Annotated in this window: 12 protein-coding genes; 9 read left to right on the top strand and 3 right to left on the bottom strand. The window is 54.3% G+C overall.

The window, feature by feature from the left end; genetic code table 11:
* Positions 1–102: 102 nt before the first annotated feature.
* Positions 103–411, top strand: a complete 309-nt coding sequence (locus HMPREF3164_RS06300; RefSeq protein ID WP_004006550.1) for a type II toxin-antitoxin system VapB family antitoxin — start codon at positions 103–105, stop codon at positions 409–411.
* Between the two features lie 120 nt (positions 412–531).
* Here the strand turns inward: HMPREF3164_RS06300 and HMPREF3164_RS06295 are convergent, their stop codons facing one another.
* Together HMPREF3164_RS06295 and HMPREF3164_RS06290 are read right to left on the bottom strand one after the other, a co-directional pair.
* Positions 532–1,218 (bottom strand): TetR/AcrR family transcriptional regulator, encoded by a 687-nt coding sequence (locus HMPREF3164_RS06295; protein ID WP_048754552.1) that lies wholly within the window; start codon positions 1,216–1,218, stop codon positions 532–534.
* Between the two features lie 142 nt (positions 1,219–1,360).
* Entirely contained in the window at positions 1,361–2,254 is an 894-nt protein-coding gene (locus tag HMPREF3164_RS06290; RefSeq protein WP_048754553.1) for an alpha/beta hydrolase, read from the bottom strand.
* A gap of 199 nt (positions 2,255–2,453) precedes the next feature.
* Between HMPREF3164_RS06290 and HMPREF3164_RS06285 the strand changes: the two genes are divergently transcribed.
* The 8 genes from HMPREF3164_RS06285 (at position 2,454) to HMPREF3164_RS06250 (ending at position 12,408) form a co-directional block, all read left to right on the top strand.
* Entirely contained in the window at positions 2,454–3,179 is a 726-nt protein-coding gene (locus HMPREF3164_RS06285) for a queuosine precursor transporter (RefSeq protein WP_013398444.1), read from the top strand.
* 366 nt (positions 3,180–3,545) lie between these two features.
* A complete protein-coding gene (locus HMPREF3164_RS06280; protein ID WP_070449692.1) occupies positions 3,546–5,000 on the top strand; it encodes an amino acid permease in 1,455 nt (484 codons plus the stop codon).
* 188 nt (positions 5,001–5,188) lie between these two features.
* Complete coding sequence (locus HMPREF3164_RS06275; protein WP_070449683.1) at positions 5,189–6,733, top strand: amino acid permease; 1,545 nt, start codon at positions 5,189–5,191, stop codon at positions 6,731–6,733.
* A 494-nt stretch (positions 6,734–7,227) separates the two neighbouring features.
* A complete protein-coding gene (locus HMPREF3164_RS06270; protein WP_070449680.1) occupies positions 7,228–7,728 on the top strand; it encodes an acyl-CoA thioesterase in 501 nt (166 codons plus the stop codon).
* 270 nt (positions 7,729–7,998) lie between these two features.
* The gene (locus HMPREF3164_RS06265) at positions 7,999–9,192 is read left to right on the top strand and encodes an MFS transporter (protein ID WP_070449678.1); all 1,194 of its coding nucleotides are present in this window, start codon (positions 7,999–8,001) and stop codon (positions 9,190–9,192) included.
* 171 nt (positions 9,193–9,363) lie between these two features.
* On the top strand, positions 9,364–10,158 hold the full coding sequence (locus HMPREF3164_RS06260) for a DUF6318 family protein (RefSeq protein WP_246822623.1): 795 nt from the start codon (positions 9,364–9,366) through the stop codon (positions 10,156–10,158).
* Between the two features lie 415 nt (positions 10,159–10,573).
* A complete protein-coding gene (locus tag HMPREF3164_RS06255; RefSeq protein ID WP_070449671.1) occupies positions 10,574–11,410 on the top strand; it encodes a hypothetical protein in 837 nt (278 codons plus the stop codon).
* Between the two features lie 287 nt (positions 11,411–11,697).
* Complete coding sequence (locus HMPREF3164_RS06250; RefSeq protein WP_070449668.1) at positions 11,698–12,408, top strand: hypothetical protein; 711 nt, start codon at positions 11,698–11,700, stop codon at positions 12,406–12,408.
* Positions 12,409–12,553: 145 nt separating this feature from the next.
* On the opposite strand, the gene HMPREF3164_RS06245 is transcribed toward HMPREF3164_RS06250, so the two are convergent.
* On the bottom strand, positions 12,554–13,054 hold the full coding sequence (locus tag HMPREF3164_RS06245; protein WP_048753498.1) for an SRPBCC family protein: 501 nt from the start codon (positions 13,052–13,054) through the stop codon (positions 12,554–12,556).
* Between the last annotated feature and the right edge of the window lie 23 nt (positions 13,055–13,077).

Below are 13,077 nucleotides of genomic sequence, written 5' to 3'. Positions count from 1 at the left end.
AATTTACCCCGTTCACGGGGTAGAGGAAGTCAATGTGGCGTTGTGCCGTGTGTTGTGGGCGTGGCTTTTCGGCCTGGGGGAGCGGCATTTTAGAATGTAGATATGATTTTCAAGAAGGTTGGTTCTTCGCGCCCGTATCCTGAGCATCATTTGTCGCATGCTGATTGGGGTAATGTGCCTCCGCAGCAGGTGCGTCTTGATGCGCTGATTACGACGCAGAAGACGCTTGACCTTGAGACGCTGCTTGCGGAGGATTCCACGTTTTATGGGGATTTGTTTCCGCATGTGGTGAAGTGGCGTGATGATTTGTATCTGGAGGATGGGGTGCATCGGGCGTTGCGTAATGCTTTGCATCGGCGTGCGGTGATGTATGCGCGGGTGCTTGATTTGGATCAGGTTCCGGGTTTTTAGCCGGATGCGCGTTCGCTCCTCGTAGCCAACTTGTGGAGATGAAGAAAGCCCCTGACGTAGCGGTCAGGGGTCTTCGAGTTTAATGCTGGTTCGTTTTCTGCCGGACGGGGGCGAGTGTCTTTAGGATGCGACGGTCAGGTTGGTCGTTTTCTCGCTTTTGTTTGCTTGAGTTTCTTCGATTTTGAGGGGATTTCCGTCCGCATCAAACCGGGCGCCCAGCCCCATCTGGATGAACCTGATGGTGCTTTGAATCTGGCGTTCGCGGGTTTGTGCGTCGGGGGCGTCTTCGGCGCGTCCGGCGCTTGAGGAGAGCGAACCGTGTACGAGCATCGCAAGTTCGCGAATGTCGTTTTCGGGGATGTATTTTTCGGTGATGGCGTCGGAGAGGATGTTTGCCAAAACCATTTGCAGTTCGCTTACGTGTTTGCCGAGGCGCGCGTAGGATTCGGGTGAGAGCATGGAGCGCATGGCGGGTCCGGGGGGAAGGTGCCTGCGGGCGAGGTCTTCGATCTGCAAGCGAATATAGACGGCGAGCTGATCGATGGGGTTAGTGACTCCGGTGATCCCTTCATCAAGTTCGTGCAGGAACCGTTCGGTTTCGTCAAGGGCGTAGGCAACCAGGAGTTCGCCCATGTCAGCGAAGTAATTGTAGACTGCTGTGCGCCCAATACCGGCGTTTTTGGCGACGTCGGTCATGGTGAGTCCGGGGAGTCCTCGGGAGTAGAGGAGCTTCCCGAAAGATTCGAGGATGGCACGTTTGGTGTTTTCGCGCTGAGCGGCGTTTGTTGCGGCAGAAATACGAGGCATAGTGACACTTTACCGCAGAACGTCAATAAATTGCGACTGTGGCACAAAAAATTACCGAAAAACTTGAGATATTTCTCAACGAGCGCATCACGCCCTGACTAGGAATGAAAATACTGTGCTCGGAAAATTTAGAAGCCCCGGCTTAGAGGTAGCCCAGCCGTGTGGCGGCACGCAAATCGTCCCGAATCAAAGAGGTCAGCGGATACCCACGATGCCCCTGCTTTGGCAGAATACGCAGCATAGTGCGTGCCTGCCGTCCCCGGTAAAACTCTTCACCCTCATGAGCTGCACGCTGCGCTGACCAGATCTGGCCCGCAGAAGCCGGTGCTTTGCCGTCGCGGTCTCCCACATGCCAGCTGAGCAGCATCCCGTTTAGGGAGCGGCTGGGCCCACGGAAACGCTGCGGAATACCGTCGGAACCGCCTCCGCCGATCATAGATGCGCCCCCGCCCAGCAGCCAGTCGTTGGAATGCGACAGCAGTTCGTAGGTAATAAATTCCGCCCCGCCCGAATACCCGGCAAGCCAAATGCGCGTGCGATCGTATCCGTATCGTTCGGCGAGGTCGGCGGCAAGGGCACGAAAAACACGACCGTTCCTGCGGGCACGCACCCACCAAGTGGTTGTGGGGTCATTGAAAACGGGTGCTTCAAGGGTCCCTGGTGCCAGCACGGGCACGCACAGCATGCGGTGTTCGCGGGCAATATCGGCGAGGTCGCGTCGCAAACTGGAGGTGCGGCTGAGCAGCCTGCTGTTGGAACGAAGCAGGTAATCGCCGTCGAAGAAGAAAAGAATTCCGGGCGGTTCGGCCTGGACAGCCTCAAGATGGTGCACGTTATCGACCCGATAGTGCAGGGTTCGTCCGTAGGCACGATAGGGGAGGTACCCGATGAGTTCGCTGGAGGAAACGAGCAGGGGTTCCAGAACTGAACCGGCGCGGCGGGCACCGCGCATCGCCGCCGAAATGCTTCGGGGCAAACGCGGGATGTGCGCGGTTGTGCGGCGCACGGATGAGCGAGCAGGTTCTTGGTGACCCATATTTCTAGTTTAAGAGGCGGCAGCCTGCACCGTAAAAAGGCTCGTGATGCGAATAAAGCGGCGAAACTACGTTTTATCACCTCAAGAGCCTTTTTAGGTTCTCACTCAAACGGAGTTACTGGGTAAAATAGTGAGTGCTCGGGTGGCAGACGAGCATAATCTCAAAACAACATTCACATCAAACCTTTCAGGGAGAACTATGTCTACACCCGCTAAGGCACCGCAGGATATTACTACCCCGCCGTGGGCGAAGCGCCGCAGCTATTTTGATCTGCTGCTGGGCGCATCCTGCGTGATTCTGATTATTTCGAATATTGCGGCTACGAAAGGTATCGAATTCGGGCCGCTCCCATTTGAGCTTCCGCCGTTCACGAACGGCAACTTTATCCCCAGTGATGGTGGTTTCTTCTTGTACCCGCTGGCCTATGTACTCGGCGATGTGCTCTCTGAGGTGTACGGGTTTAAGCGCGCTCGCCGGGCTATTATCGCCTCGTTTGTGGCGGCGGCGTTCGCTGCCGGATGCTTCCTGCTGACTGTTGCCCTGCCGCCCGCCAGCTACTATGAGAATCAAGAGGCGTTCGCCATTATTCTCGGTCCCGTATGGCAGATTTTTGCCGGGTCGCTGCTGGGGTATTTGACGGGTCAGCTTCTGAACGCATGGGTGATGGTTGCCATGAAGAAGGCCACCTCCGGGCGGTTTATGTGGGCGCGTATGATCGCTTCAACCCTCGTGGGCGAGCTGGCGGATACCATTATTTTCTGTGCGATTGCTTCGCCTATTCTGGGGATTACTAGCTTGGATCAATTCATCAGCTACACCTTGGTCGGGTATGTGTATAAGTGCCTGGTTGAGATTGTGCTCATGCCTATCAGTTACCCGGTGATTGGCTGGTTCAAACGGCACGAGATCGAGTACGACGGTTAGGTTAATACCCCACATCGCCGTGAAAAATTGATGATGTGGCGAGAAGCAGATGGGTTGTCTGCTTCTCGCCATTAATATTTGTGGCGCTGTATCCTTGTGCGGTGGGTGGCGCATCTTATGCACAAATTTGCATTACATCGTGGAACACCCAAAAATAACCAAACTCTGAGAATCATAGGGAAAATCTGTTTCGCCACGCACAAACCCATGCAAAAAGTTGCATAGATGATGCTCGACGCGGGATAGTTATTCGATACGCCTTTGCCACATTTGCTGCAGACCGGGTACCGAGCCGCGCTCGGTTTCGACGCGACATACGAGGGCAGGCGCCCAACCGATGAACGAAAAAATGGAAAGCACCACCTGATGAGTAAAGCACAGGACGCCTCAGCACCTAAGACGGCACCGGCAGAAAACGGCGAACTGAAACGTTCCCTCTCGCACGGTCAAATGACTATGATTGCGATGGGTCTCGCCCTGGGGACCGGCCTCTTTCTGGGCTCTGGTTCCGCCATCAAAATTGCGGGACCCGGTGCTATCATCGCCTACGCTGTTGGCTCCATGATCGCCGCTATTATCGCGGCATGTGCGGGCGAAATGGCGGTTCGCCACCCCGTTCCCGGCGGTTTCGGCACTATCGCAACCAGATACCTCAGCCCCTACGCCGGGTATATTGGCCGTTGGGCGTATTGGGCAACTACCGTGCCGCTGACCGGCGCCGAACTCGTGGCGGTTGGCAAATATTTCTCGTATTGGTTCCCCGCAATTCCGCTGTGGGTGACGGTGGCAGCCTCCGGCATCCTGATTCTCATCCTGAACCTAGTGAGCGTTAAATCCTTCGGCGCCCTCGAATTTTTCCTCTCTTCCATTAAAGTAATTGCGGTTATCGTCTTTATTGTGCTGGGGCTGCTTCTTGTGTTCGTTGGCCTGCCCGGACACACTGCGGTGGGTACCGCAAACCTCGTGAACGACGGCGGGCTGCTTCCTAACGGACTCGGCGCCGTCTGGGTTTCGATGGCAATTGTGATGTTCTCTTTCGGCGGTGTTGAGATGCTTTCCATCTCTGCCGCAGAGGCGCAGAACCCGGCGCGTTCGGTGCGTACCAGTGTCAAGGCCATGATCTGGCGGCTCTCCAGTTTCTACGTGCTCTCGATGCTGATTATTCTGTGCCTGATGCCCTGGCAGCAGGCGGCGCAGACCGGCAAAGACCTCAGCCAATCGCCCTTCGTGATGGTGTTCTCTGAACTGGGCATTCCTTATGCGGCAGATATTACCAACTTCGTGATTCTGATCGCCGCGCTTTCGGGCGCGAACGCCTCGCTGTATGCGGCAACCCGCCTGCTCCACGCGCTTGCGGGCGATAAAATGGCACCCACGTTTGCGGGCACCACGAACCATAACGGCGTGCCCGTCACCGCGCTTATGCTCTCCTTCCTGGGTGTGGTGATCGCATCTGTCATGGCGGTGGCAGAAATCAGTAATATTTTCGAGCTGCTGATGGCCCTGGTCACCCTATGCGTTCTGGTGGTGTGGATTATGATTCTGCTGACCTATCAGGCCTACAAGAAGCATCAGGGGAACTCCTCGGGGTTCACTGTCTGGGGTGGGCGCATTACGGCGGGTGTGGGGCTTGCCGGGGTGCTTGCCACGCTGGTCGCCCTTTTCATGCTTCCTGATTCGAGCGCCGTAGTATCCGTGCAGGCGGGCGTGGTGTTCTTCGCCATTATCTCCGTTTTCTACGTGGTGTTGGCGAAAAAACGCGGCGGTTTTCCGCGTGCCGATCTTGATGCGCTTGCCGAACAACAGAAGGAAGACGCATAACCGCCCATCACCTTCCTCTCGCGAGCAGATAATATTTCGACGAGCAGATAGCGGATTGTTATCTGCTCGTCAAAATACTATCTGCTCGCGGTTAATACGGGCGATGTACTACCCTAGAAACACACTCATTCTTTGACATTTTTACAACATCACAGTCCAGGCACTCAGAACCCGAAGAAGGCTTAAACATGACCGACGGCCACACCCCTCAACCTGCTAAGGGGCATAGAAGCAGCGCTGCGCATCCGAACGAGGCAGCACCACGCAATAAATCCGCCCGCGCCGAACTCAAGCGTTCCCTCTCGCACGGACAGATGACCATGATCGTTATGGGCTCGGCGCTTGGCACCGGCCTATTCCTGGGGTCCGGGCGGGCAATCGCTATGGCCGGACCAGCCGTTATTCTCGCGTATGCTATCGGCTCGGCGCTCGCCTCCGTCATAGGCGCGGCCACTGGCGAGATGGCGGTGCGTTATCCGGTGCGAGGCGGTTTCGGCGCCATCGCCACCAGGTACCTTGGCCCCTATGCCGGGTTTCTCACACGATTAGCCTATTGGACCGCAACCGTGGTCATCACCGGCGTGGAACTGGTCTCTGTGGCCACCTACCTGAATTACTGGTGGCCGCAGCTGCCTCTGTGGGCGGGCATCGCGGTATTCGGTGTCGCAATTATTATTCTGAACATCACGAGCGTGAAATCTTTTGGCGCGCTCGAATTTTTCCTGTCGTCCATCAAAGTTATTTCGGTGATCGCCTTTATTCTGGTGGGTCTGTGCCTGGTATTCTTCGGACTGCCCTCACATGCGGCGGTCGGCACCGCTAATCTTGTCAATGATGGCGGGTTCATGCCCCACGGGTTCGGCGCGGTCTGGCTTTCACTGGCGGTCGTGATGTTCTCATTCGGCGGTATTGAGATGATCTCTATCTCCGCCGCAGAAGCCAAGGATCCTGCCCGATCGGTGCGTTCCAGTGCGAAGGCTATGATGATTCGTTTGGCAACGTTCTATGTGCTGGCGCTGTTTATTGTGGTGTCGATTATTCCGTGGCGTTCGGCGGGCGAGCTGGGGGAGAAGGTTGAAACCTCCCCGTTCGTTCTGGTTTTCGATCAGTTGGGCATTACGGGCGCGGCGCATTTCGTGAACTTTGTGGTGCTTATTGCGGCGCTGTCCTCGGCAAATGCTAACCTGTATGCCGGTGCCCGCCTGATGCACTCGCTGGCGACCGACCGTATGGCGCCTCGCGCATTGGCTGCGGTGAACGCCTCCGGGGTGCCTTCGCGTGCCGTATGGGTTTCCACCAGCGGCGTTGTTATCGCTATTCTGCTGGCGCTGTTCAGCCCGCAAGAAGCATTCCTCTCCATGATCTTCCTGATTATGGTGTGTGCGCTTACCGTGTGGGTGCTGATTCTGCTCGCGTACATTGTGTACCGGCGGGTTGAGGGTCAAAGCTCGGCATTCCGCCTGTGGGGCGGGCGCGTTACAGCGGGCGTGGGCATCATGGTGCTTTTCGCCGTGTGGGTTGCCCTGTTTATGGTGCGCGGTTCGCTCATTCCCGCGATTGTGGGCGTGGGGTACTTCCTGGTTCTGACGATTGTGTACTTTGCGCGTGTGAAACACACACTCACGGTTGATGAGGATGCGTTTGCCGAGGCACAGCAGGCTTCCGCTGAGCACGCCACAGCCTTAGAGGAGGAAGAGGAGGCGTTGAAGACAACCTCCGAATTCGGTCGCTAGAGCGCTTTGCTGATGCGGCGCATGCTGGGTTTCGTCGCTGAAGTGCGAGGTGATGGGTGCTCTGCCGCAGCATCACCATAATAATTTACAGGGGAAACCTCAAGTAATGATGATTTTATCTATCATGTAGTACTTGAAGGTTTTGTGGGTATTCTCGAAAGACCGCGAAATTCACAAAAAGTTTTTCTGTAACAAACCCGCAATAATGCATCATAGGCTTACAAGAGGGTCTATAGTTATTGGTGAACCGTATGATCTTGTATGCGTTCAAATGTCTGTGTGTTGGGTGTTCCCCGGAGGCGGTGATGCTTCCGGGGAACATCATATTTAAGACCGTTTAAGACGTCTTGGTGGTATTAGATAGCGTTCTAGCGAGATTTTCTTGCCGCATACTGCATGAAGTCAGGATGACTGTATGTTGGTGAAGATATGACCATAAAACTTTACCCATATACGTATTTATGCATAAAAATGCACAAGGTAGAGTTAAAGACATGAACGCACATCAATCCACTGCGAACCCAGCAACTTCGATAACTGGCGAATCCGGTCTGACCGTGCAGGTGCCGCCGCGCTGGGGCGATATGGATGCCTACGGGCACGTCAATAACGTTGCAATACTGAGCCTTCTCGAAGAGGCACGCATTGCCGTCTTCGGACCGCCACCGTCTTCGGGGCAGAAACCGCAGAATTTGCCCGCGCCGCCCATTCCGCTTTTTGAAACTATGCCCGATGGAGTGCAGGCTCTGATCGCCGAACACGGGGTGCGTTATCTGGGGCAGCTTCCCTATACGGGTGAGCCGTTAGAGATAAATGTGCGCGTCGAAAAGGTGAGTGCCGCCTCGGTGCGAGTGGGCTATAGTATCTATTCTCCGGTGGATCATGCCGAGTGCGTGCGCGCCTTCACTGTGCTGGCTTTTTGGGATGCACCTGCCGCCCGCCTCTCTCGCCTCACCCCCGAGCAGCGCGAACTTTTGGCACAGCATATGCTGTAGCGCTTTAACCGCGAGCAGATAGCAATCCGTTATCTTTTCGTCGAAATCCTATCTGCTCGCGGTATATAGGGTATGCGCGGAGGGGGTATGGGGCGAAGTCCGGCGGTCCGGTCACCCTATCGTATACAATGTGATGCAGAAAACATGTCCGGCGGGTTACCCGCGAGAATGCAAGGCAAAATACCACGTGAGGAGGTGCGTATCGTGCAGCAGATAGTATTCGGCGGCGCAGAGGCATAGGCAACTATCCCTCTGAACCGAAACGAAAGCATGAAAAAACTAACTCAATACTTCAAAACTCCCCTTCTTCTCATCACCCTGATCGATGGATTCGCGGACGCATCCTTCGGGTTGATCCTCATCGTTTATATCTCGCGCATTGCCGAGCCCTGGTGGCTCACCGTCATGGCCGTCAGCGGGTTCTTCACCGGCATACTCTGTGGTCCTTTCACAGGCTGGGTTGCCGATCGTTTTTCGGGTCGAGCCTGCTGGTCTGGCTCCCTGGCCGTCTCCGCGCTCTGCGTAGTGGTCATCGCGTTTTTCCCGCATCCGGTCACCATCATTGCCATGAGCGTGCTCAATGGAGCCGCCGGAAATCTCACCAACGCCGCCGAATTCAAACTACTGCCGAAGGCGCCGGGTATGACCCCGTCGAGCGCATCCGCCTCTATTGTGGGAATCGGTTCGTTCTGCTCGATCGTAGCCCCGCCTGTGGGCGCCTTCTTCACTACCTGGAACATGACCGCCACTATAGTAGGCTCTTCGGCGCTCTTGCTGATTGCAGCAGCCATCGCCTGGTTTAACGTGCCAGCACGGCGCGATCGCGAACTTTCCGATGCGATTAAACGCGATAGTTTTAAAGATATTTTTCTAGGATTCTCGGCTATTTCTAGCGCTCGCGCCCTCGTGATTTTCTTACCTGTGATGGCGGTCGTGGTTGCTTCCACCACGATGGAAGGCATCGCCGGGGTGTTCTACCTGCAATCCATCACGAACACTGCATTCGAGTATTCGCTCGTGTTGGCGATGTGGGCTGTCGGGGCGCTCATCGCCAGTATTTTCTATGGGCGCGGATGGTACAAACCGCAGCTGGTGAACGCGATTTTGTGGGGTGGATTCTTTATCGGCGCCGCGATTCTGCTGGAAGGGTTGGCAGCGAATCCTTGGATTGTGGGAGCTGGGTTTCTGGTAGGCGGGTTCTTCAACTCGATCCACAATATGGGTATTCGTGACATGGTGTATATGCAGGTGCCCGAGCATCGTCAGGGGCAGTGCTGGGCTCTTATCGGCTCGCTGTTTAGTTCGATGGTGCTTGTGGGTGACCTACTCGGTACGCCGGGAATACTGGGGGATGCGCGCACTATTGTCATGATCGGCGGCGCGACAGCAACCGGTGCGGCGGTGGTGAACCTGCTGCTGTATGCTCTGGCGCGTAACCGCACGGGGCGCATCCATCACGCTTAGATACGGTTAGAAGAGGAGTCGGTAGGCAGAGAGTTTAGGGTGAGGGGAAGCATAAGGAGTAGTTAAGGTCACAGTGCAGAGTCTGAGGCAATCCGACCATATATATGTGACCTATGATACTTTATATATGTCTAGTTTCTCACTGAATACACCCTAGAGAGGGGTTAAGCAATGTTATCTTTAGCTGTTAATCGTCGTACCGCGCTCCTGTTCCTTGGTTCTGGTGCTGGGGCTGTCTTGATGAGTGCATGTGGTGGGAATACGTCAAATACCGAAAGCTCTGCTTCGCCTCTCGCAAGCTCTTCATCCGCGAGTTCCACGTCTTCGTCGTCATCAGAAACTTCATCAAGCGCTTCGCCCAGTGCCAGTCCAAGCAGGCTGAATAGCTTCCAGCGAGGATTCGATGTGGAGCTTAATAGTGAGGATATGGAGTATACGGGCGAGGGTTATATGTATTCCACGCGCGAAAAGCAGGGATATGGGTGGCCGCATCCTAAAAGGCCTCAAGAAATGAGTGAGAACTCTGAACTCGGGCTGTACTATAGCTGGGCATATGCATCGGCTGGAATAAGTTATGCCATGAAAACGGGTGACGATACGTATATTAAGCAGTCTGGAATGACTGAGGGCGATCAGAAGCTTTTTAAAAGTATTGCTCTTTTGGAAGAAACGCGTGAGGGTAAGTATTGGGAAGAGTCAGGTAATTTCGTATATATGCTAGAATCCGATCACCCCGAGAAAAAGGGTGAAGAATATTCCTGGCCTTATCGATTACAAATGTTTCATGGAGACTTCTACGTGCGTAACGGAGAAGTGCATGAAATTCCTGAGAATACCGATGGTTGGGGAAAGAGTGTTTACTCCGATGGAACCCTTAAGGCGAGGTATCTTGATGGTGCCTGGCAGATGGAAGGGTTCTTTGAAGGTATCGCTACCGATGTTGTTGGAAGACCCTTTGATAAATAGCCTGTTATTTATTTGAGAAAAATGCTGTCTCACGCAGTAGCTTTTCTCTGGTTTGAGACCGCAGAAAAAGGTTCTTGGTGTGAACACAACACTAGATATTCTGCATTGTTCACACTAAGAACCTTTTTAGTATATATGAATAATATTTTATAGTTTTCTCAAAGTTTAAAAGGATAGCAGGGTATGTAAATTTTGAGAATAGTATATGGCTTAGTGCGAACGCTAGAATATCCAGAAAGCACTTAGAGAACCATGTTTACAGCTCGTGAAAGAAAATAATACTAATTATATTTCATATCACTATAAAAACTTTAATGATAGTGTTCCTCGTATGCACTCTGTATCAAAAGACGGAAAGCATTATATTCCTCAACACACTATGAAAAACTATCGTTATAAAAATTGAGGAGTACTTATGTCTACGAAAAAGATGCGTACTGCAGCCCTAACTGCGCTCGCAGTTCCCGCCCTGATTGGCTCGGTCATGGCAGCCCCCGCCCAGGCAGAGGTGCAATCGGGAACTAACCTGACCTATACTTCGCCCCAAAATGTGAGTTCGCAGTACCACGTTTACGCCGATAATATCGACTGGTCACAGCCCGTGGGCGTGGTGTTTTACTTCGATGGTGACTATAACCAGGACGACGTAGATAGCTCTTTCTTCTACAACCCTAAAGGTGACACCATGCAAGGTATGGCGAATGCAGCTCAGAAACACAACAAGGTCTTTGTCTCCGTAGATACGCCCGATGAATTCGACCCAAATAAAGCAAATGATTACGCCACTTGGTGGGAAAACGCTGATGGGAATGGCGACTACTTCCGCAGTTTTGCCCAGGAGTTTATCGCCGATTCAGATATAGATGAGTCGCAAGTGTGGCTTATGGGATACTCTGGCGGCGCCGAATTTATCACCTATGAGCTTGATGCCGATCAGCAGGGAACCTGGCGTTCCGGCGGTGGTTCCATCATGGTTGGCGGTGGCGGTGGAAAGAATGGGCGCATGGAGACTCAGGCGCCGCAGAACATTAAATCGCAGCCCATGTTCTGGTGGGTAAACGAAAAAGATACTCGCGGCGCTACTACACCGGAATGGTGGGACGCTCTCAACACGGCTACAGCCGGTCACGACTGGTATGCGAGGGAAGGGTTTAACACCCAGCCGATGAAAATCGACAAGAAAGAGACGACCTTTAATAACGCTCATACAGATTATGACCTTCCGGGCATCCTCGATCAGCTGTTGTCATAGTCAGAGGGATAACTCTCCGAACCTCTCTGGATAATTGCCCGGGGTACGCCATTAAAAGGCTCTTGATACGAATGGAACGGGATTTTCAACGCTTTATTCGCATCAAGAGCCTTTTTACGTGGAATAAATCATGATGCTGATGCAAGAAGGCATGAAGCCGAAGGATGGAACGGCAAGCGCGGCATAGCAGGGCCGCTGCGGGGAAGTGGCGCAACCTTCATGAAGATCTTGAGAATTCCTGCACGGTTGTACAATAAAACTATGTCCCCACTGTTGAGGAGATCTCTATGAAAACTCGTTCTTTCGTGACTCTTGGTGCCGCCTGCCTGCTGGCGCTGACCGCATGCTCGGGCGGCGGCGATACGAACGCGCAGAACACTGCCAGCGCCTCCTCCCCGCATCAAAACAGCTCTGCGAGCCGCAGCGCATCGGCAACCCCGAGTACAAGCGCGAAACCTGTTATGCCTGAGCGCACTCCAGTGGTCAATGATGACTCCACCATGCAGCCTTCCGCAAGTGCAAGCAACACCCCGAACCCCTCGAATTCCGCCCAGGTGTGGACCTCCCCGGGAGCGGTCAAGACGGGTACGGTCACCACCGCATCGGCTGACCCGAACGCGGGTAATCCCACGAATGTGCGTCGTGCAGGGGAGACTTGCGGGTCAATTCCTCAGCAGGGCCATCTGCGGGGCAGCAATGCACAGTTACGTGTGGTTGATGGCGTGGTGGATTGCGATTACGCCATGTCGATCATGACCCAGTACATCAACAGCACCCCCACGCCCGATAACCAGACCCAGCACTGGGTTATGCGCATTCAGGATGCCACCTGTTACTGGCGTCCGTTCTTGGACTATACCCCCGATCGCGGTGCACCCGAATGCGTTGTGGAAGGGCATAATATCAAGATCACGGCGCGTCTGGACGACCCAGAAGCTGCCATGCGTGCCTATAACGAACTTGACCCAAAGAACCCGGAATATCAGTCCGAAGATTAAGCTTCGCCAGTGTTCATAAAATACGGGTGGGGAGAGGACAGTTTCTTATAACAGAACTGTCCGCTCCCCACCCGTATTGTGCGTGGTCATTTGACGGCTAGTTACGGTGCTTTCCCTGCGGCAAAAGTCTCAAGGCTGCCTGAGCCTATGCCGCATCCTCTTTGAGCAGAGCATCTAGCCGCGCGAAGGTAGACCGCCAGCTGGCGCGTACCTCCTCGTGTACCGAAACCGGCATGGGGCCGATCTCCACGGTGATGCGCGTACCCTCGCCCACGCCCTCGGGGGTAATAACCGTTTCGGGAAAAAAGCGGAACCGCTGATAGACAACCACGCCTCCGGGGTTCCCTAAATGGTCCGGAAGCTGTTCGGCATATTCGAGCTCCTTGAGCGGATCAATAGCCAGAAACCGACTCTGCAGAACGCATGATACCGAGGCATCAAGCTCGTTAATCATCGATAGCCGCTGCATGCCGCCGACATAAGGTTCCAGCACAATATCTTCGGCACGGGTACGCCACCCCGTCGGACCATACCAGCGATGCAGCAGATTCGGGTTCAGAAACGCCCCGAACACCTGCTCGACGGGGGCGGCAATCTCATGGTCGAAGATGAGAAGTTCTTCGTCGGGAACCTTAGTGATGCTCATCGTACACTCCGTGACGGTCGTTG

The sequence above is a fragment of the Rothia sp. HMSC08A08 genome, from assembly GCF_001808385.1.
Taxonomy (GTDB): Bacteria; Actinomycetota; Actinomycetes; order Actinomycetales; family Micrococcaceae; genus Rothia; species Rothia dentocariosa.
Note: the sequence above shows the minus strand (reverse complement) of the source record. Positions and strands in the feature narration are given on the sequence as shown.